Source organism: Lentzea flava (assembly GCF_014648475.1).
GTDB classification, from domain to species: domain Bacteria; phylum Actinomycetota; class Actinomycetes; order Mycobacteriales; family Pseudonocardiaceae; genus Lentzea; species Lentzea flava.
On record NZ_BMRE01000002.1, the window covers coordinates 387,335 to 413,820 of the forward strand.

Here is a 26,486-nt window from a genome sequence, read left to right on the forward strand (position 1 = left end):
CGTGGCAACGATCAGTGGTGACCAGATCCAAGCGGCCGTGGAGGAGTTCTGGTTCAAACGAGACGAGCAGACGGCTCGTCTCCCCGACGGAGGTGCCGCAGGCGGAGCAGCGCGGGCCGGCGGTCACATCGGCGGCTTCGAACGTGTGGTGAAGCAGCTCTTCGTCGAAGCAGGTGTGCCTGAATCGTCGATCTACGTCGGTACACCGACGTTGCCTGGTCACTACCGGGTCGCCAAGCAGTGGGATCTCGTAGTGATCTACGAGGGAAACCTTGTCGCTGCCATAGAGTTCAAGTCTCAAGTCGGCAGCGTGGGAAAGAATTACAACAACCGCTTCGAGGAAGCTCTCGGGTCGGCGACCGATGTTCACGCTGCCCAGCAGGAGTTCGAGCCTTTCGGGCAGATGTCGGCATGGCTCGGTTATGTCTTCATCCTGCAGGAGTCCACAGAAACCGAGCGGCCACTGCGTCCAGCGAGAACGTTGTTCCCACCGGACCGGGTTTTTGAAGGCCTGACCTACAGCCAGCGCTACCAAACCATGATTCAGCGGTTCTTCAACCACAAGGTCTACCAAGGTGGCTGGTTCCTGACCACCAAGCGGGATCCTGACGGGGGAGTTTCCTACGACGAACCGATGGCGAATGCCTGCGCGGCGACGTTCGCCGCCGAGATCGTAGGCAGGGTGAATGTCGTGATGGCGGCAGTCGCAGCCGAAAAGAAGCGCTGCACCAAGACGGGGCGCTGAGGTGGAGGCGTCACCGCACGATCCGGTGGAGCGCGCGTTGCTCGCGTTCTGGGCGCAGAAGGACAAGCAGCAACAGGACGCCAAGCGCACGCAAGGCGGCACCAGGGACTCAGTGACGGGCGGGAGACATCTAAACGCTCTGCAAGACCTCCTTCTCGGGGAGTTCGTAGCTGCTGGTTTTCCTGCAAGTATGATCTTCACCAGCACTGCCAAGAGGGTACTTCCCGGCTGGTTCCGTCCCACTAAGAGCTGGGACCTCGCAGTCATTCACGGCGACCACATCGTGGGTCTCGTCGAGCTGAAGAGTCAGGTGGGAAGCCTTGGAAACAACGCAAACAACCGTGCTGAAGAAGCGATCGGAAACGCCATCGATGTCCGGTATGCCTGCAAAAACAAATTGCTGGGACCCACGCAACCTTGGCTGGCGTATGTCTTCGTGACCGAGGACGAGCCGTCGATCCACGAAGCGAGTTCCCGTCGCACAAACTCTCACTACCCTCAGCGTTCCCTATTCACACCGCGCGAGCCTGGCGGAATCTCTTATGTCGAACGCTTGGCGATCATGGGTCGAGAGCTTGTCCGGGAGGACCTCTACCAGGCAGTGTGGATAATGATCACTGCTGATCCTCGAAAACGGCAATTCAGCTATCGTGATGTCGCGGATGAAGTTGGTCATAGAAACTTCCGGCTCGCTGTCCGGAAATTTTCTGCCGGGCTCGGGTACAAGGCCGGGGTGAATGGCGACCTCATTCTCGGGCAGGGTGATCAAGCCTCACTCTTCGCCTGACCTTGGTTCGCAGCATGTGTGACTGATCGTCCGGTGGGTTCTGCTGCCACAGCTTGCGCAATCGGGTGAACTTCTGCGAGCTCGGGTCCAGCCGTGTTGGCGCGACCGTCGACCGCGAGCCAGTGACGGTGGGTGAGTTTTTGTGTGATCGGTGTTAGTTTGCATGTTGGCTATGGCTTCCTTTTTGTGCCATAGGCATTTGTGAAACTCTTTTGCGTCCTCCTGAGGTTGATCTTCTACTGAGATGTTGGGCGGAACTTCCTGTCGGTGCTGTGTGCTCTCATGGATTCTGCCGCGGACGAATCTCTCCGCGACGAGATGGCCTCATGTCATCTGCCCCATTCAAGTGAGGAGCATGACCGTGCAGAGCTACGTGGCGCATTCGGTAAGTCTGCCCGCTGCGAAGAAGCCGGTGATAACGGCCATTCGGTCAGCCGCTCAGATAGAGTACGGGGAAGTTTTCACTCGGCGATGGGTCGCTGAAGTGATGCTTGACCTCGCTGGATATACCGTTGATCGAGATCTTACCGAGTTGCGGTTGATGGAGCCGGCGTGTGGGCAGGGTGCGTTCCTGGTCCCGGCGGTGGAGCGGTTGATGGCAAGTGCGGTTGCCCGCGGACACGTCATCGATGACCGCGCAATTCTGTTGGTCCAGGCTTGCGACGTGCAGCTATCCAACGTCGAGCGGTGCCGGGAAGCGGTGATTGCCGTGCTGTTGAGATTCGGGGTGTCTTATAGCACGGCGAATGTGCTGGCCCAGAGTTGGGTCTGTCACGGTGACTACCTGTTGTCGGCCCAGGCTAATTCTGATTTGATCGCCGAAGGCGTGCGACCCGACTTCGACGTGATCGTGGGAAACCCTCCTTATATTCGGTTCGATGATATTGACGAAGGTCTTTGTAGAGCGTATAGATCGCGATGGCCGACGATGTCGGGAAGGGTAGACGTGTACGTCGGCTTCTACGAGTGTGCTCTGCGGTCGCTCAAACCTGGTGGGCGGCTGGCTTTCATCTGCCCCGATCGCTGGATGCGTAACCAGTACGGTACGGCGCTGAGGGAATTCGTCGCTCAAAGCTACAGTGTCGATGCCGTGTTGAGTGTGCGTAATGTCGATGTTTTTGAGACACCCGTTGCGGCATACCCGGCTATTACGGTCTTGAGTCGTGGAGCGCAACGCTCGGCGGTCGTGGCTGAGACTAATAGACGGTTCGCTGAGCCTTCGGCGCACGAGCTGACGGCTTGGACACTCCAGTCCAACGACAGGACGACAGTGGGATGCGGATACCGCGCATTTCGACTTCCGCAGTGGTTTCCCGGCGATGAGATGTGGCCAATTGGCAGTCCTGCTCGCGTATCCCTGGTCAAGTATCTCAATGACAACTTCGCTCCACTGCACAATCTTGAAACAGGTACTCGGGTTGGCATAGGAATCACGACGGGGGCGGACAACGTCTATATCCTGAACGAGGATGACCCAGCATTGGATGGAATAGAAAGCGATCGCTTGCTGCGCCTCGCGATGGCGCGAGACACGAGATCCGGTGACTTCGTGTGGGGCAGGAGGTACTTGGTCAATCCATGGAGTCGGAGCGGTGTTCTGGTTGACCTTGCTAGCTATCCTGGTCTCGCCAATTACCTTGCTGGGCATCGCTCCCGCCTTGCCAAGCGCTATACTGCGAAAGTCAACCCGCAGAACTGGCACCGCACTGTCGACAAAGTAAATCACGACCTTCTTTCGAGTGCGAAGCTACTTGTTCAGGACATGCAGATCTCGCTCAATCCTGTCCTGGAGAACGAAGGTTGCTACCCTCATCACAACCTGTACTACATTGTGTCCTCGCATTGGGACATGCAGGTACTCGGCGGAATCCTGCTGTCGCGGGTGGCGCAAGCCTTCGTCGAGGCGTACTCGATCCGCATGCGTGGCAACACGCTTCGGTTCCAGTCGCAGTATCTCAAGAAGATTCGTGTGCCCGATTATGCCCAACTCGGCCAACAATCCAAAGAAGCTTTGCGAGAAGCTTTTCTGGCCCGAGACGTCGAAGCTGCCACCGCAGTGGCACTGCGCGCGTACGGTCTCGATGCCGACGCTCTGGTGGACTGAGGATTTGGGTGCACTCAAATGGTATTTAGCTCACCTTTTGCACGGTTCGGGCAGTTACTGGCCATTTGGCTGCGAGTTAAGTGATCTTCCCTTGAAGTTCTGGTATTCCGGCGTTTTGGATCGGTGGACTGAATCTCGGCGAGGAAGTGTCCGTGGCGAAGTTGGTGGAATCGAGGAGCTGGGGCGACGCGGGATCTGGCCCAAGCACTCTGCAACCGCAGGCCGCCGGGCGTACCGGGCCGGACTCCATCGAACCGGTGGCGCAAGACCCAGATTCGTATTGCGCGCTGCACGCCCAGGTCGCGAACGCGCGTCGGGACGGGCCTCCACAAGCTCATCACCCGCCTCGTCCACGGCTTCCGCACGTCGGTGCTGGACGATCTCAACGCGATCGGGATGCTGCGCAGCCCGGCGCCTGGCCTGCCGGATCGCCCGTGTCGGCATAGCCGAGTTGCGGCGCAGGCTGCGACAAGACCGGTTGGGTCAACACGCTCGATGGAACCGGTTTCGGTCTCACGATGTGGGTAGCGGTATCGCCATGGAAAGGCCCGGATCACCGGTGCGGGCCAACGCAGCCGCCGCAAGGCGACGACTGCCTGAACACTGTGAGCTCACGTTCACAACATCAGCTGACGGAAGTGTCACCTGTACGGTGGACAGGTGGTCGTGCCCAACAAGCCGTCCACCGAGGTGACGGCGCTCGACGATCGGTGGACCCGGCACTGTGTCGACCGGGCGAGCCGTCGCGCCCTGATGTGGACCGTTCTGGCCGGTGCGGCCTTCGCCCTCCAGTTCGTGCTGGTACTCGTGTGGTCGTGGTCCTCACCGGTGGCGCTGGTGCTGCTGTTCTTCGCCGCGGCCGTGCTGTGGGTGGTGACGCGTCGCCGTCCGGTGCGTTTACCGGAAGGTGAACCGTGGCATTTCGCCCATGTGCAGTGGGAAGGAGGGCGTCTGGTCGTGCTGTCTTCGCCGCCGCTTTTGCTGACGTTGCGCGTCGGTCCTCTTCTCCGCGGCCGGATCGCGCGGCATCGCCGTGTGTGGTTCGTGCCGCCGGACTCGGCAGGGAACACGGTGGTCACGTTCCGCGGGGTGCCGCAGCTCATCCCGGCGCGTGTGCAGAGATGATCATCCAGAACTGGAGCGACACCTGCCTGGTGCGGGCGGATCGTCGCGCTGTCGGGCACATCTTCTTCGCCGTCGCCGTGTTCGGCGTCGTGCTCATGATCGGCTGGCTGTGGCTCACCGTGCTGTCCGTGCCGGTGGTGCTGGAGCTGGCCGCGCCGGGACTGCGGCACTTCTTCACGCGCCGCGGCACCCTGCAGCTGATCGAGCGGTTCCCGTGGCGGCCGGTGTCGGTGAGCTTCGTGCCCGGCCGGCGGATCGGGCGCCAGGCGTACCTGAGGGTCGACGGCTCGGAGAACAACCTGCGGCTGCCCGAGCTGCCGGAGAGGGCGCGCGTGCTGATCCGGCACACCGGCCGGGTGTGGATCGCGGGACCGGACGAGCGCGGGCGCGTCGTGGCGATGACGCGCGGGCTCGCGTTCCTCACGCGTGGACGGGTCGTGGAGCGCTAACGGCCCGTGGCGATGCCCTCGGACTCCGCCCACTGCGTGAGGTCGTCCTTGCGCAGCGCCGCCGCCATCAGTTCGGGGAACTTGTCCGGCGTGCAGGCGAACGCGGGTGCGCCGAGGGCGGACAGCTTCGCCGCGAGCTCGTGGTCGTAGGCGGGCGTGCCGGAGTCGCTGAGCGCCAACAGGTTCACGACCGTGACGCCGCTCGCGACCAGCTCGCGGACGCGGCGCTGCAGCTCGGCCTCCGACCCGCCCTCGTAGAGGTCGCTGATGATCGCGATGACCGTGTCGGTGGGCCTGCGGACCTGCGTCTGCGCGTAGGCGACCGCGCGGTTGATGTCCGTGCCGCCGCCGAGCTGGGCGCTGAAGAGCAGGTCGACCGGGTCGCTGAGCTGGTCGGTCAGGTCCGCGACCTCGGTGTCGAACACGACGAGCCTGGTCGAGATCGAGCGGATGCTCGCGAGCGCCGAACCGAGAACCGCCGCGTGCACCAACGAGTCCGCCATCGAACCGGACTGGTCGACGAGCAGGATCACGTCGCGCATCGCCGCGGTCCGGCTGCGCCTGAGGTGCCCGATCAGGTCCTCGACGACGACGGTCTTGTGCTGCGGCTGGTAGTTCTTGAGGTTGGCCTTGATCGTGGTGGCCCAGTCGACGTCCTGCAGCTGCGGCCGGTGCGTGCGCCGTGAGCGGTCGACGGCACCGCGGACGGCCTCGACGAGCCGGTCCTTCAGGCGCTTCTCGATGTCCTCGACCACCTTGCGCACCACGGCTTTCGCGGTGTCGCGGGTGCGGGCGGGGATGGCGCGGGAGAGTTGCAGCAGGGTGCCGACGAGGTTCACGTCCGGCTCGACCGACTGCAGCAGTTCGGGTTCGAGCAGGAGTTGCTTGAGACCGAGCTTCTCGACCGCGTCCCGTTGCATCACCTGGACGACCGAGGTGGGGAAGTACTTGCGGACGTCGCCGAGCCACCGGTGCAGCTGCGGGGAGCTGGCGCCGAGACCGGCACCGCGTTCGCTGCCGCCGCCGTAGAGCCCCGTGAGCGCGCCATCACGCCGTTGGTCGTCATCGCCCAGCTGAGCCACGTCTTCCGCGCTCGGGCCGAGCAGCAACCGCCAGCGCCTCAACCGCTCTTCCGTCATTTGAGCGCTGCCGCCACTTCTTCGGCCGCACGCACGACGTGTGGGCCGACGATGTCCGCGTCAAGCCTCTCCAGCGCCACGACGCCCACGGAGGCGCGGAGGCCGGGAACGCCGCGGACGGGTGCCGCGACGCCGTACGCGTTGGGCTGCAGCTCGCCGGCGGAGACCACCCAGCTCTCCACGGGCTGCGAGATCGCCTTGCCCGCCGCCCCGCGGTGCACCGGGTGGCGGGAACCCACCCGGTACGCCACGTGGAAAGCGGTCCACGACGGTTCGACGACGGCGACGGCCTGGGCCTCGCTGCCGTCCGCGACGGTCAGGTGCGCGGTGGCGCCGACCTTCTCCGCGAGCTCGCGCAGAGCCGGGTTCGCCGCCATCCGGAGCTGGGGGAGGACGTTGGAGGCGAGTCTCAGCACGCCCAGGCCGAGCCGGACCTTCGACCCCTCCCTGCGCACGAGACCGCGCGCCTGGAGGGGGACGAGGAGCCGGTACACGGCGGCCCTGGACGCGCCGATGGCCGTGGCGAGCTCCGAGATCGACGGGGCCTCGGACTCCGCCTCAGCGACCGCCTGGAGCAGCGCCAGACCCCGTTCCAGGGTCAGCGAGCTCTCCTTCGTCGCTCCGACCATCACGCACTCCGAACTGTGCCCACCACCTCGGCTAGACCCACCACCGAGCCGCCTTCACCGGGAGCCGTCGCGGTCAGCCTGACCGTGTCGCCGTCCTCCAGGAAGGACCTCGTGGAGCCGTCGTCGAGCTTGAACGGTTCCTTGCCGCCCCAGCTGAGTTCGAGGAACGAGCCGCGCTCGTCCTTCTCCGGTCCGGAGACCGTGCCGGAAGCGAACAGATCACCTGGGCGCACGGTAGCCCCGTTCACCGTCATGTGCGCCAGCTGTTGCACAAATGACCACGACATCTCGCGGAACGGAGGCCGCGCGACGATCGTGTCGTTCAGCTCGACCGTGATCGTGATGTCCAGGCCCCACGGCTGGTCGGTGGTCAGGTAGTCGTGCAGTTTGTTCGGCAGCGGCGGCGTCGGGACGCGTGCAACTGAGAACGCTTCGAGCGGGGTGATCCACGCGCTGATCGACGTGGCGAACGACTTGGCGAGGAACGGGCCGAGCGGCTGGTACTCCCACGCCTGGATGTCGCGCGCGGACCAGTCGTTGACCAGCGCGACGCCGAAGACGTGCTCGGCTGCCCTGCTCGTGGACACGTTGGCCGCGGGCGGGCCGCCGCAGACGAACCCGACCTCCGCCTCGATGTCGAGCCGCTCGGAGGGGCCGAACTTCGGGCCCTCGCTGCCGCGCTTCTGGCCGTTCGGGCGGACGATGTCCGTGCCGGAGACGTACACCGTGCCCGCGCGGCCGTGGTAGCCGATCGGCAGGTGCGTCCAGTTCGGGGTGAGCGGGTCGCCGTCCGGGCGGAACATCCGGCCGACGTTCTCCGCGTGGTGCCTGCTCGAGTAGAAGTCCACGTAGTCGCCGACGGTGAAAGGCAGCTTCGCGGACTCGATGCCCGTGAGCTCGGCACCCTTCGGTGCGGAGGTCGCCGTGACGATCTCCTTGAGCTTGGCGCGCAGCGCGCTCCAGGCCGGCCGGCCCGCCTTCAGCAGCGGGTCCAGCGAGTCGCCCTGGACGAGCTCGCTGCACTTGCCCAGCGCGAGGCTCTTCAGGAGCAACGCCTGGTCGCCGACGCGGACGGCCACGCCCCCGTCGACGACGCCGTAGGGGAGGGTCTGCGATCCGAACGGCTGGTCTTCGGTGAAGTTCGGGTCGCTGATCCAGCTCACAGCAGTCCAAGCTCCTCGAGGTCGGCGATCGGTTCGGCGAGGGAGCACGAGCCGTAGCTCGCGAAGACGCCGCGGACGGCGTGCGCGGCCTGGTCGCTGAGCGCCTTGGCCTCGGCGGTGAGCGCCTCGGCGTCGGTGCTCGCGAGCGCCTCGCGGACGTCACGGCCGCTGAGGGAGCGTGCCGTGGCGACGAGGAGGTTCAGGAAGCCGTGGTGGGTGAAGCCCTGCTCGTCGGTGTGGCGGACGGCCTTGTGCAGGCCCGCGGTCGCCTTGAACGCGACGCCGCCACCGCTGACGACGGACAGGAAGTCCGCGACCTCGTCGACGCTGGGGAAGTTCTCCTGGCTCAGGCCACCGCAGCGGAGCTTGGGCCAGCTGCCGTGCTCGATGACCCTGCGGACGCCGTCGAGCCACTCGGAGCCGCCGCGACGGGGCTCCACGACGCGGATGACGTCCTCCGGCACGAACTCCGACACGCGCTCTAGCCACACCTCGTCCACATCGGACGGTGCGGGCATCTCGACCATGCGCAGCGCCAGGAGCTCGCTTCTGCTCTCGACGATGGACACGGCTTTCGGCACCCCGCCGAGACCTGTGTCGATCACGAGACTCAGCGCGATCGGCTTCGGCGGCTTGACCTTGATCAGTTCGGTGATCAGCTCGGCGAGTCTGGACGCCGGGCACAGGAAGAGGCCCATGACACCGGACCACTCGCCGACTCGTCCGTCCAGGTGGCCACGCACCGCGTCGGGCATCGACGCGTTCCCCGGAGGGAAGAGCGCGGCATCGTCCACAAGCCTCGCGAGCAGGGGCGGAGTACCGCGCGGACCGGGCGCACGGAGTTCGACAGCGCTTGACACGGCTGACACGCTAGCCGTGTACCGCCAACTGAACAAAGATGTCCGATAGTCGAACGCCCGGAGACACGTCATGGCCTACTACCGCCAGGTCGGGGAGATCCCCCGAAAGCGCCACACCCAGTTCCGCAAACCGGACGGTGGGCTCTACGCGGAAGAGCTGATGGGAGTCGAGGGGTTCTCGGCCGATTCGGCCCTGCTCTACCACCGGTACCTGCCCACGGCGATCGTGAACGCGGAGACGGTGAAGGACGAGCGCGGATCCGTCGCGCCGAACCTGCCGCTGAAGCCGCGGCACTTCAAGACGACCGATCTGACCTGGGCTTCCGACGAGGTCGACGCGGTGACCGGACGGCGCAAGCTGTTCGGGAACCCGGACGTGACCATCGGTTTCGTCGTGGCCAACGCTCCGTCGCCGTTGTACCGCAACGCTTTCGGTGACGAGCTGCTGTACGTGCAGGCCGGTTCCGGCGTGATCGAGACGATCTACGGGGCTCTTACCGTCGGCGACGGCGACTACGTCGTGATCCCGACCTCGTGCACGTACCGCGTGGTGCCTTCGTCGCCGATGTCGTTGCTCGTGCTGGAGGCGACGGGGCACATCGGGCCGCCTCGCCGCTACCTGTCCGCGAAGGGGCAGTTCCTGGAGCACTCGCCGTACTGCGAGCGGGACATCCGCGGGCCTTCCGAGCCGTTGCTGGTCGACGGCGAGGACGTCGACGTGCTCGTGCGGCACCGCGCCGGGCTGACCCGCTTCACCTACGCCAACCACCCGTTCGACGTGGTCGGCTGGGACGGGTGCCTGTACCCGTGGGCGTTCAACATCCGCGACTTCGAGCCGATCACCGGCCGCGTGCACCAGCCGCCGCCCGTGCACCAGACCTTCGAGGGCCCGAACTTCGTGGTGTGCTCGTTCTGCCCGCGCAAGGTCGACTACCACCCGCTGGCCGTGCCCGTGCCGTACAACCACGCGAACGTCGACTCGGACGAGCTGATGTTCTACGTGGGCGGCAACTACGAGGCCCGCAAGGGCTCCGGCATCGGCATCGGCTCGATGTCGTTGCACCCCTCCGGCTGCACGCACGGCCCGCAGCCGGGTGCCGTCGAGGCGTCGCTCGGCGTGGACTACTTCGACGAGACCGCGGTCATGGTCGACACGTTCCGCCCGCTGGAGCTCGGCGAGGCCGCGGAGGCCTGTGAGGACCCGGCGTACGCGTGGACCTGGGCCCGTCGCGGTCCGGCCTGATTTTCTGTCAGGGGTCCTCGCTACTTTGGTCGACGTGAGGACAAGAGCCGTTCCGACGCGCTGGCAGGGCCTGGGCAAGGCCCTGCCGGTGCTGTGGGGCGTCTACACGGGGTCGGGCTCCACCCCGTACCGCGTGTGCGTCGACCTGGCGGCCGGCTCCGCGAAGTGCACGTGCCCGTCCCGCCGCTTCCCGTGCAAACACGCGGTGGGCCTGCAGGAGCTCGACATCCCGGACGCGCTGCCGCCCGCCTGGGTGGAGGAGTGGACGGCTCGCCGCGCCACCCGCGAGCTCGACTCGTCGCCGGAAGCCGTGGCACGCCGGGCCCGCGCCCGCGAGAAGACGGCGGATCGCAGAGCGGCGGCGATGTCGTCGGGCATCGAGGGCCTCCGCGACTGGCTGCTGGACGTGGCCTCCGCCGGCGTGGCCTCGCTGCCCGGCCGCCCTGCCTCGTGGTGGCAGGCCTTCACGGCCCGCATGATCGACGCCCAGGTCCCCGGCGTCGCCGCCGCCGTCGCCGAGATCCAGGAGATCGTCGCCCGTTCCGGCCCCCGGTGGACCTCCGACGTGGCCGACCGCCTGGGCGGACTCCACCTGCTCTGCCACGTGCAGCCGCGCTCCAGGCTGGGCGTGACGATCCCGGAGGAGACCGTCAAGGCCTCTCCCGGCATCACCGACCGCTGGGTGGCCCTGCTGCGCCTGGAAACCGACGACGGCCGCGTCCGCACGGTCCGCCAGTGGTGCTGGGGCCGCCAGACCGGCCGCTGGGTCGTGGCCATCCGCCACTCCGCCGTGGGCGCCCCGGTCCCGCTGCTGCCGCACGGCCAGGAGTCCTCGGCCCTGGTCCACCCCTATCCGGGCTCGGACCGGGTGGCCCTGGGCGAGCTGGAGGGCTCCCGCACCCCGGACCCGGTCCCGGCCCCGCCGACGTGGCGCGCCTCCCTCGCCACCCTGGAACCGATGCTGATGGCCGACCCGTGGCTGCGCCTGGTCCCGCTCGGCTGCGCCTCGGTCCGCCTCCACGGCACGGTGCTCGCCGACACCTCCGGTCACGGCCTCCCGGTGCGCGACGACGGCGGCCTGGACATGGCCCTGGCGCTGACGGGCGGCGCCCCGTTCGACGCGTGGGGCCTGTGGGACGGCCACGCTCTCCGCCTGGGCGCGGTGGCGGTCGACGGCACCCTGGAGGTGGTCTCGTGACGCCAACGCCGCCACGGCCCGCTGAGCGCCCCGTTCGCCGACAGGCCGTTCATCCACCGCCGCACCGGCCTTGCGGCCTCGGGGAGGTGGCGGCGTGAAGGCCGAGTGGTCCAAGACCGTCCAGGACCTCCTCATCGGCACGACCCGAGGCGGCGGCTCCCCGGACGCCCTGCTCGCCGACTGCGCCGCCCTGGGCGTGGCCGCGTTCGGCGCGACCCTGCCGCGGGAGGTCACCGCCGAGCCGCTTCCGCAGGCCCCGCCGGAACCAGCGAACCTCCCGCGCCCGGCCGCGCGAGCGGTGCTGGAAGCGATCATGAGCGTCGACGACGAGGTCCTCCTCACCGAGTGGTGCGCGCTCGCCAAGGCCAACAACGTGGTGGCCGACCACCGCGTGCTCCCCGCCCTGCTCGCCCTCGGCACCGCCCGCCCCGGCCTCCGCGCCGCCGTCATCGAGGTCCTCGGCACCCGCGGCCGCTGGCTCGCGAACACCCGCGAGGGGTGGGCCTGGGCGTCGGGTGCCGCGCCTGTGGTCGACGAGATTCCGCTCGAGGAGGTCCTCGACCTCCCCAGCGCGCAACGGGTCCGGGCGCTGCGCCGCAAGCGCAGGTCCGAACCGGAGGCGACGAAGGCCTTCATCGCCGCGGAGTTCGAGAGCTCCCGGCGCTCCGCCGACCGCCAGGTCCTGATCAGCGCCCTGGAAACGGCGCTGAGCCCCGCCGACGAGGAGCTTCTCGAAGCGGCGCTGGACGACCGGGCCGCCGCCGTCCACGACGAGGCGCTGCGCCTGCTCCGCAAGCTTCCGGCGTCAGCCCTCGCGGCGAGAGCGGCCGACCGCCTCGGCCGGGGGCTGTGGCTCACCGACGACGGGTTCGACGTCCAGACCGACGAGCTCTGGACCACCCAGGCCGACGTCGACGAGCAGCGCGACCTCATGCACGACGGCACCGAGAGGGGTGTGGCCGGTCGCATCCGGGGCGCGGCGGCCAGCGTTCCGCCGAGCTACTGGACCACGCGGCTGCAGACCGACGACAGGGGTGCCGCGAAGGTCCTCCGCCGCGGTCCCTGGGCCGGTGCGCTCCTGCGGGGCATCGCCGACCAGCTCGCCGCCGCCACCGATCCCCGGCCGTGGGCCGTGGCCGCCGCCGAGACGCTCACCGGCATGGAACAGCTCGAGATGCTGGCCGCGCTGCCCGCGAGCGTGGCCGAGCAGGCGGTCGTCGCCGTGTCCGTGAACTGGCACTACGACCTGCTCGACCACGCCTGTGCGCAGCTTCCGGCGCCGTGGTCGGCCGAAACCACCCGAGCCCTCCTGCACCGGTACGCGGCGCTGCCCGACCCGCGGTGGCGGTCGGGGCGTCCGCCGGCCGTGCTGCTGGCGCGCGGTGACGCCGACCTGCTCGGCGCCAACTGGGAGGGGTTGACGCGCCGCTGGCCGGAGAACTCGCTGGAGCTGGAGGTGCTGCGGCTGCGCATCCGGCTGCGCGAGTCGTTCGCCCCACCTGCCGACGTCCCCCGATGACCGGGCAGACTTCCGAACCAAGGCAACGCATCCAGGAGGCCCAGTGACCGCCGTGCTCAGGCCGACGGCCGAACAGCAGTACGCCGCCGAGCTGGCAGCCGTCGCGGCCCAGGACGACCGTCAGCGGCCGCCCAACTGGAACCTGTCCCCGCAGGCCGTCGTCACCTACGTCCTCGGCGGCACGCTGCCCGACGGCACGGTGATCACGCCGAAGTACGTCGGTGCGCGCAGGCTCGTGGAAGTCGCCGTGGGCACGCTGGTCACCGACCGCGCGCTGCTGCTCGTCGGTGTCCCCGGCACCGCGAAGTCGTGGCTGTCCGAACACCTCGCCGCGGCCATCAGCGGCGACTCCACGCTCGTCGTCCAGGGCACGGCCGGCACGAGCGAGGACCAGGTCCGCTACGGCTGGAACTACGCCCGGCTGATCGCGGAAGGCCCGAGCGAGCGGGCACTCGTGCCGAGCCCGGTGCTCAGGGCCATGCAGCAGGGCGCTGTCGTCCGGGTCGAGGAGCTGACCCGCATGCCGTCCGAGGTGCAGGACTCGTTCATCACCATCCTGAGCGAGAAGTCGCTGCCGGTCCCCGAGCTGAACACCCAGGTCCAGGCGGTTCCGGGCTTCACGGTCATCGCCACGGCCAACGACCGCGACCGCGGCGTCAACCAGATGTCGTCGGCGCTCGCGCGGCGGTTCAACACCGTCGTGCTGCCGCCGCCCGCGACCGAGGACGCGGAGGTCGAGATCGTCGTGACACGGGCGCAGCAGCTCGGCAAGGCGCTCCAGCTGCCCGCAGAGCCGCCCGCGCTGGACGAGGTGCGCCGGGTCGTGCGGATCTTCCGCGAGCTGCGCAACGGTTCCACTGTGGACGGTCGCACGCAGCTGAAGAAGCCGAGCGGCAGCCTGTCCACGGCGGAGGCGATCTCGGTCATCGCGGGCGGCATGGCGCTCGCGGGCCACTTCGGCGACGGCACGCTGGGCGCGGACGAGCTGGCGTCGGGGCTCATCGGATCGATCATCAAGGACCGGGTGTCCGACGCGACCGTGTGGCAGGAGTACCTGGAGACGGTGCTGAAGGAGCGCGCCGAGTGGCGCGACCTCTACCGGGCCTGCCTGGACGTCAGCGGTGACTGAGCCGGTTCTGCTCGGCATCCGGCACCACGGCCCCGGCTCCGCCCGGATGGTCAAGCGAGCGCTCGAGCAGATCCGGCCGGAACTCGTCCTGATCGAGGGGCCGCCGGAGGCCGACGCCCTCCTCGACCACGTCCACGCCCTCACCCCGCCGGTCGCGATCCTGCTGCACGACGAGGCGGAGCCGGAGAACGCCGCCTTCTGGCCGTTCGCCGAGTTCTCCCCGGAATGGCAGGCCCTCCGGTACGCCGCCGAAAACGGCGTCACAGCACGTTTCTTCGACCTCCCGGCGGCGGCCTCGATCGGTGACGACGGCCCCAGCGGCAACGTCGACCCCATCGGCCTGCTCGCCGAGGCCGCCGGCTTCGACGACCCGGAACGCTGGTGGGAGGACGTCGTCGAGCACAGCGCCAGTGATCCGATCGACCTCGCCGGCGCCATCGCCGAAGCCATGGTGGCCGTGCGCACCGAGTTCGAGTCGGAGGTGGGCGAACGAACGCTGCGGCGAGAGGCGTTCATGCGCCAGACGATCCGCAAGGCGCGCAAGGAAACCGACGGCCCGATCGCGGTGGTCTGCGGTGCCTGGCACGTCCCGGCGTTGCTCGCCAAACCGACGGTCGCCGCCGACACCGCACTGCTCAAGGGACTGCGCCGCCGCAAGATCTCCGGCACCTGGGTCCCGTGGAGCCACGGCCAGCTGGCGGCGGAATCGGGCTACGGCGCCGGCGTCGACTCACCCGGCTGGTACGCGCACCTCTGGCAGCACCAGGCCGACGTGGTCCCGCGCTGGTTCGCGAAGGCCGCTGCCGTCCTGCGCGAAGAAGACCTCCCGGCGTCGACCGCGAGCGCCGTGGAAGCCGTTCGTCTGGCTGAAACCCTTGCGGCACTGCGGGAACGTCCGTCCGCGGGCCTCAGCGAGGTGAACGAGGCGGCGCTGGCGGTCCTCTGCGGCGGCGACGAGGTCCTGCTCCAGCTCGTGCACCGCAAGCTCGTCGTCGGTGAACGCCTCGGCGAGGTCGGCGAGGCGGTTCCGCGTTCCCCGCTCGCCGCGGATCTCCAACGCCTGCAACGAAAACTCCGCCTCCCCACGGACGTCCAGCCCAAGCAGCTCAAACTGGACCTGCGCAAGGACACGGACCGGGAGCGCTCGAAACTCCTGCAACGGCTGGAGGTTCTCGGCGTCCCGTGGGGCAAGCCGGACCGCTCCAACTCGCTGGGCACGTTCGCCGAGATGTGGCAGCTGCGCTGGGACCCGATCTTCGCGGTGTCCGTGGCGGTGGCCGCCCGCCACGGCACCACCGTCCACACGGCAGCCGAGAACGTCCTCACCCAGGCGGCCCAGGACGCCAAGCGGGTGGCCGACGCCGCGGCCACCCTCGGCAAGGCGGTCGGCTGCGAACTCCCGAACGCGGTGATCGAGTCCCGCAACGCCCTCGACCGGTGCGCGGCCATGGCCACCGACGCCCTGGAACTCCTCGCAGCTCTCCCGGACCTGGCCAGGACGGTCCGCTACGGCTCGGTCCGCGGCACCGACCCCGAACTCCTGCGCGTGGCCCTGCACGGCCTCCTCACCCGAGGCGCGGTGGGCCTGCCGCTCGCCTGCCGCAACGTCGACGACGAGACCGCGGAGCACGCGCTCGCCACGATCGACGGCGCCCACGAGGCCACCCGCCTCGCGGCCGACGACGACCACCAGCAGACCTGGTGGCGAGCCCTCCACGCCCTCGTCAAGGCAGAGGCTCACGGCCTCCCGACGGGCAGGGCCACCCGCCTGCTCTGGGAAGCGGGCGAGCTGACCAGCGACGACGTGGCAGCCCGCCTGCACAGATCGGTCGCCACGGCGTTCGTGGCTGGCTTCCTGCGGGGCTCGGCAACACTCCTGGCCGCCGATCCCCGCCTCTTCGGCCTCATCGACGAGTGGCTGACGGGCCTGCGCGGCGACGCGTTCGACGACGCCCTGCCCCTGCTCCGCCGCGCCATCACCGACTTCACGCCCGCCGAGCGGCGCCTGCTCGGCGAACGCGTCGTCGCGGGCGAGACCCCTCAGCCCGCCGCGGACGACGAGTGGGACACCGAGATCGCCCAGCGCCTCGCCGCCCACGTCCGGAGCCTGCTGGCCTGAGTTTGGCGATCGCCGAATCCGCCGATCCCATGCCCGTGACCGCACCGGACGAAGCACGCCTCGACGAGTCGCAGCACCTCATCGACGAGGCCAAGAAGATCGCCCGAGAGCTCCGCGAGGAGGTCCCGGACACCGAGGCCGAGCCCCCGGAAGAGGGCTCGCCCGCGAACTAGAGCGACCAGGGCGGCGTGATCGTCTGCCCGTCGGCCAGCGTGCCCTTGATGCCGACCGAGGTGGCGACGAGGACCCGCGCGGGTCCGCCGGTCAGCGACAGCTCGGTGTTGGCGGGCACCACGATCACGTCGCCGGGCCCTGCCGTCTGCCCCTGGATCGTCACCGACCCGGACAGCACGTAGAACACCTCCTCCTTCGAGGCGGAGTGCGGCGTCCCGTCGCCTCCTTCCGGCACGTCGACGGTCCACAGCGCGATCTCGGAGCTGCCGCGCGACGGCACGGCCAGTGATCTGAACTCGAACCCGCCGAACGAGTGGGAAGCGGCGGAATCCCCCGTAACCAGCAAGACAACCTCCAAAGTAGTCAACCAGGTTGTCCAAACATAGAATAAGGTCAACCAGGTTGTCTACAAGGGGATCGAAAATGGAACCGGTGACGATGCTGCTGGCCATGTCGTACCGGGCGATCGGCGACCAGTTCCACGACCGTCTCAAGCAGATCGGCCTCGAACCGCTGCGCCCGGCGCACGGCTACGTCTTCCGGTTCCTCAAGGACAACCGCGTCACCACAGTCGAGCTCGGACAGCACCTCGGCGTCACCAAGCAGGCGGCCGCGAAGATCGTCAACGAGCTCGACGAGTGGGGCTACGTCATCAGGGAACCGCACCCCACGGACAAGCGGGCGCAGTACGTCACGCTGACCACCAAGGGCCGCGACTACCTCAAGCTCGCGGACACCCTGTGGTCGGACCTGGAGCAGGAGATGGGCGAGGCGATCGGGCCCGACACCCTCGCCACCATCAAGACCGGCCTCACCGCGTACCTGCAGCACGTCCACGGCGACGACCAGCCGGGCCTGCGCCCGGTCTGGTGATCAGAACACCTGCCACAACGCCACCAGCGAGAACACCGCGAAGATCACCCCGGCCACCCGCTGGATCCAGTGCGTCGGCAACCGTCCCGCGAGCTTCCGGCCCACCAGCACGGCCAGGGCGGCGACGGAGACCAGGGCGAGCCAGGCCCCGAGCCCGACCATCAACGGCGCCCCGTACCTGGCGGTGATCCCGGCGGTCGCGAGCTGCGAGGCATCGCCCCACTCCGCCGCGAACAGCACGCCGAACGACGTCAGGGCCGCCCGCCAGAACGGCACGTCCGAGCGCGCCCCGGCCTCGTCCGCGGAGTCGTCGTCGCGCGAGAACCCCTCGCGCAACAGCAGGAACGCACCCACCCCGAAGAGCGCCGCGACCACGCCGGACACGACGCGGTCCGGCAGCAACGTCAGGGCCGACCCGAAGGCCGCCGCCACCACGCTCTGCGCGGCGAAGGCCGCGACGACGCCCGTGAACACCGGCCAGGCGCGGTAGCGCGTGGTCAGCACCAGGGTCGCGACCATGGTCTTGTCGGGGAGCTCGACGAGGAACACCACCGCGAACGCGGTGATGAACGCGAGCAATGAGGTGGCCAAGAGGTCCTCCACGTCCGAATACGAGCCCGGACGGAGGCGCAACAGACCCCGACCGGGCGTGCTGCAGCCCGGCCGGAGGTCTCGTTCGCCCGTACAAGTCGGGTGTGGGACCGGATCCGCTCGAAGGCGGATCAGTATGTCGATCACCACGCCACCGGCTGCGAACTCCGGTGGGAACTACTCCCCTCTGGCGCAACCATCGTAACCGACGCTTGTCACCCGTCCGGGGTGACTTCGCGCACGGGACCTTGGTCCCGAGTCCGGACAGGACCGTCGTACCTGATCGGGGCCATGATCCGGACATACGCTCGTTGACGTGGACGTACTCGAACTCGCGCGGTGGCAGTTCGGCATCACCACCGTCTATCACTTCCTGATGGTGCCGCTGACGATCGGCCTGTCGCTGCTCGTGGCGGCGATGCAGACCGCGTGGGTGCGCACGGGCAACGAGCGCTACTACAAGATGACGAAGTTCTGGGGGAAGCTCCTCCTGATCAACTTCGCCATGGGTGTCGTCACGGGCATCGTGCAGGAGTTCCAGTTCGGCATGGCCTGGAGCGCCTACTCGCGGTTCGTGGGTGACGTGTTCGGTGCCCCGCTCGCGATGGAGGGCCTCGTCGCCTTCTTCGTCGAGTCGACGTTCCTCGGCCTGTGGATCTTCGGCTGGGACAAGCTGCCGAAGAAGGTCCACCTCGCGTGTGCCTGGGCGTTCTCGCTCGCCACGATGGCCAGCGCGTACTTCATCCTCGCCGCCAACTCGTGGATGCAGCACCCGGTCGGCATCGTGCTGGAGGACGGGCGTCCTCGCCTCACCTCGATCTGGGCCGTGCTGACCAACAACACGACGCTCGCCGCCTTCCCGCACACCATCGCGGGTGCGTTCGCGGTCGCCGCCACGTTCCTCGTGGGCATCGGCGCCTGGCACCTGTGGAAGAAGTCGGACGAGGAGGGTGTCTGGCGCAGCTCGCTCAAGCTCGGCACCTGGGTCGGCGTCGTGGCGTTCGCGGTGCTCGCGATCAGCGGCGACGTGCAGGGCAAGCTGATGTTCCAGCAGCAGCCGATGAAGATGGCCGCGGCGGAGGCCCTGTGCCACACCGAGGAGCCCGCCGCGTTCTCGATCTTCGCGATCGGTGACGTCCGCAGGCCCGACTGCGAGAACGTCAAGAGCATCACGGTGCCGGCGCTGCTGAGCTTCCTCGCCAACAACGACTTCACCAGCGAGGTCAAGGGCATCCAGGACCTGGTCCCGATGTACCAGGAGAAGTACGGCACGAACTACCCGGTCGACGAACGGCTCGGTGAGCTGAGCGGCAAGCCGATCGACTACGTGCCGGCGCTTCCCGTGACGTACTGGGGCTTCCGGCTGATGATCGGCTTCGGCGCGATCTCGGCGGGACTGGGCCTCGTGATGCTGTGGCTGACCCGCGGCGGTCGCGTGCCCAGGGGCAAGTGGTTCCCGATCACCGCGCTCGCCGGCATCGCGACGCCGTTCCTCGCCAACAGCTTCGGCTGGATCTTCACCGAGATGGGGCGGCAGCCGTTCGTGGTGGTGCCGAACCCGTCCGGTGTGGACGGTGTCTGGATGTTCACCGCGCAGGCGGTCTCGAACAGCGCACCTGGCGAGATCCTCACCTCGCTGATCGCGCTCACGCTGACCTACGGGGCGCTGGCCTGCGTCGAGGTCTACCTGATCCGCAAGTACGTCCGCGGTGGTGTCGCCGGGGTCATTCCCGCGAAAACCGACGACGGCGCGCTGGCGTTCGCGTACTAGGGGAGAAGCTGTGGAAACGCTCTGGTTCTGCGTGATCGCCCTGCTGTGGCTGGGCTACCTGTTCCTCGAAGGATTCGACTTCGGCGTCGGCATGCTGCTGCCCTTCCTCGGGCGCGACAACACCGAGCGCCGGGTCATGATCAACACCATCGGGCCGGTGTGGGACGGCAACGAGGTGTGGCTCCTCGTCGCGGGCGGTGCCACGTTCGCGGCGTTCCCCGGCTGGTATGCGGCGCTCTTCAGTGCCGCGTACCTGCCTCTAACGCTGTTCCTGCTGGCGCTGATCGGCCGCGGCGTCGCGTTCGAGTACCGCGGCAAGGTGGACTCGGAGCGCTGGCGCAAGGTCTGGGACACCGTGATCTTCGTGGGCTCGTGGGTCGCCGCGCTCGGCGTCGGGCTGGTCATCGCGACCACCGTGATCGGACTGCCGATCGACGCCAACGGTGACCGGGTCGGCTCGCCGTTCGCGGCGATCACGCTGCAGTCGTTGCTCGGCGCGCTGGCGATCGCGGGCTACGCACTGGTGCACGGCGCGATCTTCGTGTCGCTCAAGACCGAGGGCGAGATCCGCGAACGGGCACGCCGGATGGCGTTGACGATGGCGCCGGTCGCGTTGCTGCCGCTGGTGGCGCTGCTGCTCTACGTCGCGGGGTTCTGGGCGCTGCCGGTGGTCCTGTTCGCGGGACTCGCGCTGTGGCGGCTCTGGGCGGGTCGCGAAGGACAGGCGTTCGCGTTCATGGGGCTCGCCGTCGCCGCGACCGTCACGGTGCTGTTCGCCTCGCTCTACCCGAACGTGCTGCCGTCCACTTTGGACCCGGCGTACTCGCTCACCGTCGCGGGTGCGGCGTCGAGCCCGTACACGCTGACCGTCATGACGTGGGTGGCGGCGTTCGGCACGCCCGCCGTGCTGATCTACCAGGGCTGGACCTACTGGGTGTTCCGCAAGCGCATCGGCGTGCGGCACATCCCGGTGCACTGACGTGAACCGAGGCCCGCTGGGTGCACTGCCCCAGCTCTCGAAGAACGCCAGGCGCGCCCTCGTCGGGGTGGGCGCGCTGGCGTTCCTCAACTCGCTCGCGCTGGTCGCCCAGGCGGTCGCGCTGGCCGGTGTGATCACCGGCAACACCGATCTGCTGCCGCTGCTCGCCGTCGCCGTGGTCGCCCGTGCCGGTCTCTCGTGGGCCACGGAGTCGGCAGCCGCCCGCGCCGCCGCCGGTGCCAAGGAGGAACTGCGCACGCAGCTGCTCGCCAGGTCGTTCGAGCGCGGTCCCGGCTGGATCGCCGAACGCGGCACGGCCGAGCTGTCGGTGCTCGCGACCAAGGGACTGGACGCGCTCGACGCCTACTTCACCCGCTACCTGCCCGCGCTGGTCACCGCGGTGGTCGTGCCGCCGCTGGTCGGCGCGTGGATCCTCTTCACCGACTGGCCGTCGGCGATCCTGATCGCGGTCACCGTGCCGCTCATCCCGCTCTTCGCCGCGCTGATCGGCTGGTACACCGAGAAGCGCGTCAAGAAGGCCGCCGACGTCACCGAGCTGCTGTCGGCGCAACTCCTCGAACTGCTCAGGGCGCTCCCGGTCCTGACCGTGTTCGGTCGCGCGAAGCAGCAGGCGACCGCCGTCCGCCAGATCGGCGAACAGCACCGCAAGGCCACGATGGGCACGCTCAAGATCGCGTTCCTGAGCGCCCTCGTCCTGGAGATCGCCGCGTCGTTGTCTGTCGCGTTGATCGCGGTCGGCGTGGGCGTCCGGCTGGTGCACGGCGACATGACGTTGATGACTGCGCTGGTGGTGCTGATCCTGGCGCCAGAGTGCTACCTGCCCCTGCGTGCGGCCGGTGCCGCTCACCACGCCAGCGAGGACGGCCTGGAGGCCGTGCGCCGCGTCGCCGAGGTGGTCGACCACGAGGACAGGACTCGACCGCGGGTCCCCGGCGGGTCCGTTCACGTCGACAACCTGCGCGTCCTGCGCAGGGGCGGGTTCGCTCCGGACGGGCTCACGTTCGACGTGCGGCCGGGCGAGATCTACCGGCTCGAAGGCGCGAGCGGTGCGGGCAAGTCGACGACGTTCCAGGTGCTGCTCGGCTTCCTGGAGCCGACGGACGGCACCGCGTTCGTCGCGGGCGACATCGCCTACGTGCCGCAGAAGCCCGCGTTCGCCGCCGCCACACCGCGCGCCGAGCTGGAGCTCACCGTTCCCGGCGCCGACGACATCGAAGAAGTTGCGCGTGAGGTCGTGGCTGAGCATCTGCTCGACCGCCGCATCACCGACCTCTCTACCGGTGAACGCCAACGCGTCGCGGTCGCGCGCGCTTTGCTGAGGGTCCGCCACGGCGCCACGGTTCTGTTGCTCGACGAGCCGACCGCGCACCTCGACCCGGTGACAAGTCGCAAAGTCGACAAAGCGATCAAGAGAGCAAGTGCCACGGCCGCCGTCGTCCTCGCCTCGCACCGCGACAAGGCGTCGGACGAGGAGGAGACGATCGCCAAGGTCGTCACCGAGGAGACGCAGCAGGAACGTCCGAAGCGGCTCCCGATCCCGTGGAAGGGCGCTGGGCTCGGCGTGCTCGCCACCCTGGCCGGCATCGCGCTGACCGCGCTGGCCGCGCACCTGATCTTCCGGGCCTCCCAGCAGCCGCCGATCCTCACGCTGACCGTGCTGGTCGTGGGCGTGCGGACGTTCGCGCTGAGCAAGGGCGTGCTGCGGTACGTCGAACGCCTGGTCACGCACCACGAGGCGTTCAAGCTCGCGACCGATCTGCGCGCCGAGCTGTGGTTGCGGCTGGTCCGCACCCAGCGCCGCGACGGCCTGCAGCGGCTCGTCGAGGACACCGACACTGTCCGCGACCTGGTGCCGCGCGTCCTCGTGCCGCCGGTCGTGGCCATCGGCGCGGGTATAGCGACCACGGTCCTGTTCGCGTTCATCGATCCTGTGGCAGCTCTGACGCTGGGTGGCCTGCTCCTCGCGGCCGGTCTGACCGCCCCGGCGGTTGCCGTCTGGACGGAACGCCGGGCCAGCACGAAGCTCGCGCGTGGCCGCAGGAAGGTCGCCCAGGACACGATCAACGCCCTTGCGGCCGCACCGGACCTCATCGCGCACAACGCCCACCACCGACTGCTCGCGCAGCTCCACGCCGAGGACGTCGAACTCGCCGGGGAGACCCGCAAGCAAGCGTTTGGCACGGGCGCTGCCACGGCGATCGTGCTGCTCGCGACCGGTCTGGCGGCCCTGATCTGCGCCACGACCGGCAACCCCGTGCTGGGGCTGGTCCCGCTCGCACTCGCCGAGCCGCTGGCCGCGCTGCCGTTGGCAGCTCAGCAGCGGAAGGCGCTGCAGGAGGCGAGCGCGCGGCTGCAGTTCGACGCTCCAGAACGTCCGGAAGCGCCGCGGGGCAGGCGGATCCGGCTGGACAACGTCGACGTCCGCTGGCCAGGTGCGACCGAGCCGACGTTGCGCGACCTGCACCTCAACATCGAGCCGGGGACGCACGTGGCGATCGTCGGACCGTCGGGCAGCGGCAAGTCGACGCTGTTCGCGCTGCTGCTGGGGTTCCTGCAGCCGGAGCGCGGCATCGCGGAACTGCCGCGCGCGACCTGGTGCCCGCAGGAGCCGATGCTGGTCAGCACGACCGTGCGGGAGAACCTGCGCATGTCGGGCCCCCACGACGACGAGGAGCTGCGCGAGGCGTTGCGCAAGGCCTGCCTGCCGGAATGGGCGGACCGGCTGGACACCGTGATCCGGCCCGACCAGGTGTCGGGCGGCGAGGCGCAACGGCTTGCGCTGGCAAGGGCGTTGCTGCACGACGCCGACGTGGTGCTGCTCGACGAGCCCACCGCGCATCTGGACGAGCCGACAGCGCAACGGTTGCTGGAGCAGCTCAGGAACGACAAGCGGACGATCTTGCACATCACGCACCGCCCGGACGAGGCGGCGAGGGCGGACCTGGTGCTGGACCTCGGCACGCCCGCATACCGTTGAGGACCATGGACCCCTCCCTGGCGCGGCGCGTGCTCGTCGCGTCCACCGAGATCACGTCGGCGGCGCTGGAAGACCCGGAGAACGTGCTGAGGCTCGTGGTGGAGGCGGCCGCGGAGATCGCGGACGCCGACCTCGGGCTCGCCATGCTCGCCACGGCCGACGACGGCACGCTCACCGTCGAGGCGTCCAGCGGCGAACCGATCACCGCCGCGTTGAGCCCGCGCAGCGCCGCCGCGAAGGCAGCGCGCACGGGCGTCCCGGTGATGGCCGACGACGTGACGAGCGACCCGCGCACCGCCCCGTACGTTCCGCAGGCGTTGCGGAACTACGGGCCGTTCGCCGTGGCGCCGTTCGGCACGTCGGACCGCAAGATCGGCGCGCTGGCCGTCTACCGCAGGCGGGACAAGCCGCCGTTCACGCAGGAGACCGTGGACGTGCTGACGGCGTTCGCCGCTCAGGCCGGGCTCGCGGTCGTGCTCGCCGAGGGCTTCACGGCACGGCAGCGCGTCGCCGTCTACGAGGAGCGCGAGCGGATCGCCCGCGACCTGCACGACGTGATCATCCAGCGGCTCTACGGGGCAGGTGTGCAGCTCAGCCTGCTGGAACGGCGCCTGGGCAAGAAGCTCGACGCCTCCCAGCGCGCCAGGATCGACGAAGCCGTCGAGCTCGTCGACGAGACGATCGCCGAGGTCCGTGCGACCGTCCGCAAGCTGCGCAACACCGACCCCGCCGACTCCGCCGACCTGCTCGACTCGATCAACGCCGAGGTCCGCACGGCAGGCGAGCTGCTCGGATTTTCGCCGCGCCTTCATGTGGCGGGCGACCTGGCGAACGTGCCGCGCAGGCACGCCGACGACGCGCGGGCGGCGTTGCGCGAGGCGTTGTCCAACGTCGTACGGCACTCAGGCGCGACGAACGTGCAGATCGACGTACGGCGCGATGAGAAGCATCTGCTGCTGCGCGTCGCGGACAACGGGTGCGGCATCCCGTCCGGTGTGACTCAGCGCGGATTGCGGCATCTCGCCGAACGGGCGAAGTCCGCGAGTGGCGATTTCCGCGTCGTGAGTTCGCCGAACGGGACGACGCTCACCTGGTCCGTCCCCGTTTAGCCACCCAGGCGGCGGCTTGCGTCCGTCGTTCCATGCCGAGTTTGGCGAGCACGGACGTCACGTAGTTCTTCACGGTCTTCTCCGCGAGGAAGAGCCGTTCACCGATTTGGCGGTTTGTCAGGCCCTCACCGATGAGCTCCAGCACGCGCTGTTCCTGATCGGTGAGGCCGACGGGGGCCGGATTGCGCATCCGTTCGAGCACGCGCGCCGTCGTCGCGGGGTCCAGAAGGGACCGTCCAGCCGCGACCTCGCGCACGGCCGTGACGACGTCCTGACCGCGAACCTGCTTGAGCAGATAGCCGGACGCACCGGCCATGATGGCCCCGATCAGCGCCTCCTCGTCGTCGAACGCGGTCAGCACGAGACACCGGATGCCCAGGTCGCGCAACGACCGGCACAGGTCAACGCCACTGCCGTCGGGAAGCTGAACGTCCACGACGGCCACATCGGGCTGCGTCTTCTGAGCTCTGGTCACCGCCTCGTCGACCGAGCCGGCTTCGGCGATGACGGAGATGTCCGCCTCGTCGTCGAGCATCTCGCGCAGTCCTCTGCGCACGACCTCGTGATCGTCGACCAACAAAACTCGCACTGGCACGAATCCACCGTACGTCGAATGGCTGTTCCTGAGCGTGACTCGTATTGGCACAGTTCTTGTCATGGCAGAAGGCTCGGTACGACCGATCGAGGAAGCTGATCGCATAGTTGTTGCCCGATTGGTACTCGAGCTATGGGGAGCGCACACGGCTGTCGCGCACGGCGAGGTGTTCTTCCCGGCCAGTCTGCCGGGCTTCCTCGTGGAGAAGCAGGGCCACGTCCTCGGTCTGCTGACCTACGCGGTCGCGAACCACCAGCTCGAGATCGTGACGATCGACGCGCTGCGGCGGGGCCGCGGCGTCGGCACCGCGCTGGTCGACGCTGCGGTCCGCCAAGCGCGCACCCTGGGCTGCAGCCGGGTGCGGCTGACGACCACCAACGACAACCTCGACGCGTTGCGCTTCTACCAGCGCCGCGGCTTCAAGCTGGCGGCGTTGAGACCGGACGCGGTGCGCGAGGCCCGGAAGCTGAAGCCGGAGATCCCCGCGGTTGGGGATTACGGCATCCCCATCACAGACGAGGTTGACCTGGAACGATGGGTCGCACCTCGCCAGTAGTCCACAGGTGTCCACACCCTTGTCCACAGGGTTGTGCACAGGTTTCTACACATGGAGCGGGTTGAACGCCTCGTCCCACGCGGCCGCGACCTGATGCGCGCACGTGGACGGCGCGACGCCTCCCACCCCGGTGCCGAGCCCCGGCATCGCGATGGTGCGGACGGCGTCGCGCACCGGCGTGCCGTCCTCCAGGCGTCCTTCGAGCCACAGCCTCAGCACGGCTCGTGCGGCCAGGTAGGGGTGGACGGTGTCGACCGGCAGCCGCTCACCGGGCACCCGCATCGTCGGCGCGCTGATGAGCCACGCCGGCTCGGTCTCGCCCGTAGCGACGATCTGCGCCTCGCCGACGGGCAGCTCACCGCCGTGCAGGGCGAGCACCGCACTGCGGACGTTGTTCTCGACCTGGGGGAACGCCGTGGCGTAGACGGCGTCGATGCCGCCGCGCATCCAGCCCTGGGAGTTGGCGGGGCTGACTATCGCCTGCGCGTTGATGTCGAGCACCGACCCGCGATGCACCCGCACTCCGAGGCGTCCGTCCGCGACGGCGAGCCAGGCGTTCGCCATCGGTTCGTCGACCGCGCACAACACGAGTTCAGGCGCTAGAGCGGGCACGCCCCAAGCATTCCAGTTC

Annotated in this window: 25 protein-coding genes; 17 read left to right on the forward strand and 8 right to left on the reverse strand. The window is 68.7% G+C overall.

What is annotated here, in order from left to right; translation table 11 throughout:
* Position 1: 1 nt before the first annotated feature.
* From IEZ09_RS06060 to IEZ09_RS06080, 5 genes are all read left to right on the forward strand, one after another.
* Complete coding sequence (locus IEZ09_RS06060; RefSeq protein WP_189252545.1) at positions 2–745, forward strand: PaeR7I family type II restriction endonuclease; 744 nt, start codon at positions 2–4, stop codon at positions 743–745.
* Position 746: 1 nt separating this feature from the next.
* The gene (locus IEZ09_RS06065) at positions 747–1,532 is read left to right on the forward strand and encodes a PaeR7I family type II restriction endonuclease (protein ID WP_189252546.1); all 786 of its coding nucleotides are present in this window, start codon (positions 747–749) and stop codon (positions 1,530–1,532) included.
* 361 nt (positions 1,533–1,893) lie between these two features.
* A complete protein-coding gene (locus tag IEZ09_RS06070) occupies positions 1,894–3,636 on the forward strand; it encodes an Eco57I restriction-modification methylase domain-containing protein (RefSeq protein ID WP_229812275.1) in 1,743 nt (580 codons plus the stop codon).
* A gap of 660 nt (positions 3,637–4,296) precedes the next feature.
* On the forward strand, positions 4,297–4,761 hold the full coding sequence (locus IEZ09_RS06075) for a hypothetical protein (protein WP_229812276.1): 465 nt from the start codon (positions 4,297–4,299) through the stop codon (positions 4,759–4,761).
* Complete coding sequence (locus IEZ09_RS06080) at positions 4,758–5,210, forward strand: hypothetical protein (RefSeq protein WP_189252548.1); 453 nt, start codon at positions 4,758–4,760, stop codon at positions 5,208–5,210. Before IEZ09_RS06075 ends, IEZ09_RS06080 begins: the two co-directional genes overlap by 4 nt.
* On the opposite strand, the gene IEZ09_RS06085 is transcribed toward IEZ09_RS06080, so the two are convergent.
* The 4 genes from IEZ09_RS06085 to IEZ09_RS06100 are packed head-to-tail and all read right to left on the reverse strand — an operon-like array spanning position 5,207 to position 9,001.
* Positions 5,207–6,349: a VWA domain-containing protein gene (locus IEZ09_RS06085; protein ID WP_189252549.1), complete on the reverse strand. Its 1,143-nt coding sequence runs from the start codon at positions 6,347–6,349 to the stop codon at positions 5,207–5,209. The two genes, IEZ09_RS06080 and IEZ09_RS06085, sit on opposite strands and share 4 nt — an antisense overlap.
* Positions 6,346–6,978, reverse strand: a complete 633-nt coding sequence (locus IEZ09_RS06090) for an IclR family transcriptional regulator (RefSeq protein WP_189252550.1) — start codon at positions 6,976–6,978, stop codon at positions 6,346–6,348. Before IEZ09_RS06090 ends, IEZ09_RS06085 begins: the two co-directional genes overlap by 4 nt.
* Complete coding sequence (locus IEZ09_RS06095) at positions 6,978–8,141, reverse strand: fumarylacetoacetate hydrolase family protein (RefSeq protein ID WP_189252551.1); 1,164 nt, start codon at positions 8,139–8,141, stop codon at positions 6,978–6,980. The genes IEZ09_RS06090 and IEZ09_RS06095 overlap by 1 nt, the downstream gene beginning before the upstream one ends.
* A complete protein-coding gene (locus tag IEZ09_RS06100) occupies positions 8,138–9,001 on the reverse strand; it encodes a hypothetical protein (protein ID WP_268247600.1) in 864 nt (287 codons plus the stop codon). Before IEZ09_RS06100 ends, IEZ09_RS06095 begins: the two co-directional genes overlap by 4 nt.
* 70 nt (positions 9,002–9,071) lie before the next feature.
* Here IEZ09_RS06100 and IEZ09_RS06105 point away from each other — a divergent pair, with 70 nt between their 5' ends.
* From IEZ09_RS06105 to IEZ09_RS06130, 6 genes are all read left to right on the forward strand, one after another.
* Complete coding sequence (locus tag IEZ09_RS06105) at positions 9,072–10,244, forward strand: homogentisate 1,2-dioxygenase (RefSeq protein WP_189252552.1); 1,173 nt, start codon at positions 9,072–9,074, stop codon at positions 10,242–10,244.
* Positions 10,245–10,278: 34 nt separating this feature from the next.
* Positions 10,279–11,442: an SWIM zinc finger family protein gene (locus tag IEZ09_RS06110; RefSeq protein ID WP_189252553.1), complete on the forward strand. Its 1,164-nt coding sequence runs from the start codon at positions 10,279–10,281 to the stop codon at positions 11,440–11,442.
* 94 nt (positions 11,443–11,536) lie between these two features.
* Positions 11,537–12,961 (forward strand): DUF5691 domain-containing protein, encoded by a 1,425-nt coding sequence (locus tag IEZ09_RS06115; RefSeq protein WP_189252554.1) that lies wholly within the window; start codon positions 11,537–11,539, stop codon positions 12,959–12,961.
* Positions 12,962–13,004: 43 nt separating this feature from the next.
* Positions 13,005–14,090, forward strand: a complete 1,086-nt coding sequence (locus tag IEZ09_RS06120) for an ATP-binding protein (protein WP_229812277.1) — start codon at positions 13,005–13,007, stop codon at positions 14,088–14,090.
* The gene (locus IEZ09_RS06125) at positions 14,083–16,209 is read left to right on the forward strand and encodes a DUF5682 family protein (RefSeq protein ID WP_229812278.1); all 2,127 of its coding nucleotides are present in this window, start codon (positions 14,083–14,085) and stop codon (positions 16,207–16,209) included. Before IEZ09_RS06120 ends, IEZ09_RS06125 begins: the two co-directional genes overlap by 8 nt.
* Before the next feature lie 35 nt (positions 16,210–16,244).
* Positions 16,245–16,382, forward strand: a complete 138-nt coding sequence (locus IEZ09_RS06130) for a hypothetical protein (RefSeq protein ID WP_189252555.1) — start codon at positions 16,245–16,247, stop codon at positions 16,380–16,382.
* Here the strand turns inward: IEZ09_RS06130 and IEZ09_RS06135 are convergent.
* On the reverse strand, positions 16,379–16,729 hold the full coding sequence (locus IEZ09_RS06135; RefSeq protein WP_189252556.1) for a cupin domain-containing protein: 351 nt from the start codon (positions 16,727–16,729) through the stop codon (positions 16,379–16,381). The two genes, IEZ09_RS06130 and IEZ09_RS06135, sit on opposite strands and share 4 nt — an antisense overlap.
* 92 nt (positions 16,730–16,821) lie before the next feature.
* On the opposite strand from IEZ09_RS06135, the gene IEZ09_RS06140 reads away from it, so the two are divergent.
* Positions 16,822–17,256 carry a MarR family winged helix-turn-helix transcriptional regulator gene (locus IEZ09_RS06140; protein WP_189252691.1) on the forward strand — a complete coding sequence of 145 codons (435 nt, stop codon included), beginning with the start codon at positions 16,822–16,824 and terminating at the stop codon, positions 17,254–17,256.
* On the opposite strand, the gene IEZ09_RS06145 is transcribed toward IEZ09_RS06140, so the two are convergent.
* Positions 17,257–17,835, reverse strand: coding sequence for a TMEM165/GDT1 family protein (locus IEZ09_RS06145; protein WP_189252692.1), 579 nt, complete (start codon positions 17,833–17,835; stop codon positions 17,257–17,259).
* 328 nt (positions 17,836–18,163) lie between these two features.
* Between IEZ09_RS06145 and IEZ09_RS06150 the strand changes: the two genes are divergently transcribed.
* Genes IEZ09_RS06150 through IEZ09_RS06165 form a run of 4 tightly spaced genes read left to right on the forward strand, consistent with a single transcriptional unit; the run spans position 18,164 to position 24,704 of the window.
* A complete protein-coding gene (locus IEZ09_RS06150) occupies positions 18,164–19,618 on the forward strand; it encodes a cytochrome ubiquinol oxidase subunit I (protein WP_189252557.1) in 1,455 nt (484 codons plus the stop codon).
* A 10-nt stretch (positions 19,619–19,628) separates the two neighbouring features.
* Positions 19,629–20,597: a cytochrome d ubiquinol oxidase subunit II gene (gene cydB / locus IEZ09_RS06155; RefSeq protein ID WP_189252558.1), complete on the forward strand. Its 969-nt coding sequence runs from the start codon at positions 19,629–19,631 to the stop codon at positions 20,595–20,597.
* Between the two features lies 1 nt (position 20,598).
* A complete protein-coding gene (cydD, locus tag IEZ09_RS06160) occupies positions 20,599–23,595 on the forward strand; it encodes a thiol reductant ABC exporter subunit CydD (RefSeq protein ID WP_189252559.1) in 2,997 nt (998 codons plus the stop codon).
* A 5-nt stretch (positions 23,596–23,600) separates the two neighbouring features.
* A complete protein-coding gene (locus IEZ09_RS06165) occupies positions 23,601–24,704 on the forward strand; it encodes a GAF domain-containing sensor histidine kinase (RefSeq protein WP_189252560.1) in 1,104 nt (367 codons plus the stop codon).
* On the opposite strand, the gene IEZ09_RS06170 is transcribed toward IEZ09_RS06165, so the two are convergent.
* Entirely contained in the window at positions 24,682–25,299 is a 618-nt protein-coding gene (locus tag IEZ09_RS06170; RefSeq protein ID WP_268247602.1) for a response regulator, read from the reverse strand. The genes IEZ09_RS06165 and IEZ09_RS06170 overlap by 23 nt on opposite strands.
* 118 nt (positions 25,300–25,417) lie before the next feature.
* On the opposite strand from IEZ09_RS06170, the gene IEZ09_RS06175 reads away from it, so the two are divergent.
* On the forward strand, positions 25,418–25,855 hold the full coding sequence (locus tag IEZ09_RS06175; protein WP_229812279.1) for a GNAT family N-acetyltransferase: 438 nt from the start codon (positions 25,418–25,420) through the stop codon (positions 25,853–25,855).
* Between the two features lie 45 nt (positions 25,856–25,900).
* On the opposite strand, the gene IEZ09_RS06180 is transcribed toward IEZ09_RS06175, so the two are convergent.
* Complete coding sequence (locus tag IEZ09_RS06180; protein ID WP_189252693.1) at positions 25,901–26,419, reverse strand: macro domain-containing protein; 519 nt, start codon at positions 26,417–26,419, stop codon at positions 25,901–25,903.
* Positions 26,420–26,486: the final 67 nt, after the last annotated feature.

Coding starts and splice junctions, on each gene's coding strand:
- IEZ09_RS06080 (WP_189252548.1), top strand. CDS start 4,758: ATGATCATCCAGAACTGGAGCGACACCTGCCTGGTGCGGGCGGATCGT.
- IEZ09_RS06085 (WP_189252549.1), bottom strand. CDS start 6,349: ATGACGGAAGAGCGGTTGAGGCGCTGGCGGTTGCTGCTCGGCCCGAGC.
- IEZ09_RS06090 (WP_189252550.1), bottom strand. CDS start 6,978: ATGGTCGGAGCGACGAAGGAGAGCTCGCTGACCCTGGAACGGGGTCTG.
- IEZ09_RS06105 (WP_189252552.1), top strand. CDS start 9,072: ATGGCCTACTACCGCCAGGTCGGGGAGATCCCCCGAAAGCGCCACACC.
- IEZ09_RS06140 (WP_189252691.1), top strand. CDS start 16,822: ATGCTGCTGGCCATGTCGTACCGGGCGATCGGCGACCAGTTCCACGAC.
- IEZ09_RS06165 (WP_189252560.1), top strand. CDS start 23,601: ATGGACCCCTCCCTGGCGCGGCGCGTGCTCGTCGCGTCCACCGAGATC.
- IEZ09_RS06180 (WP_189252693.1), bottom strand. CDS start 26,419: ATGGCGAACGCCTGGCTCGCCGTCGCGGACGGACGCCTCGGAGTGCGG.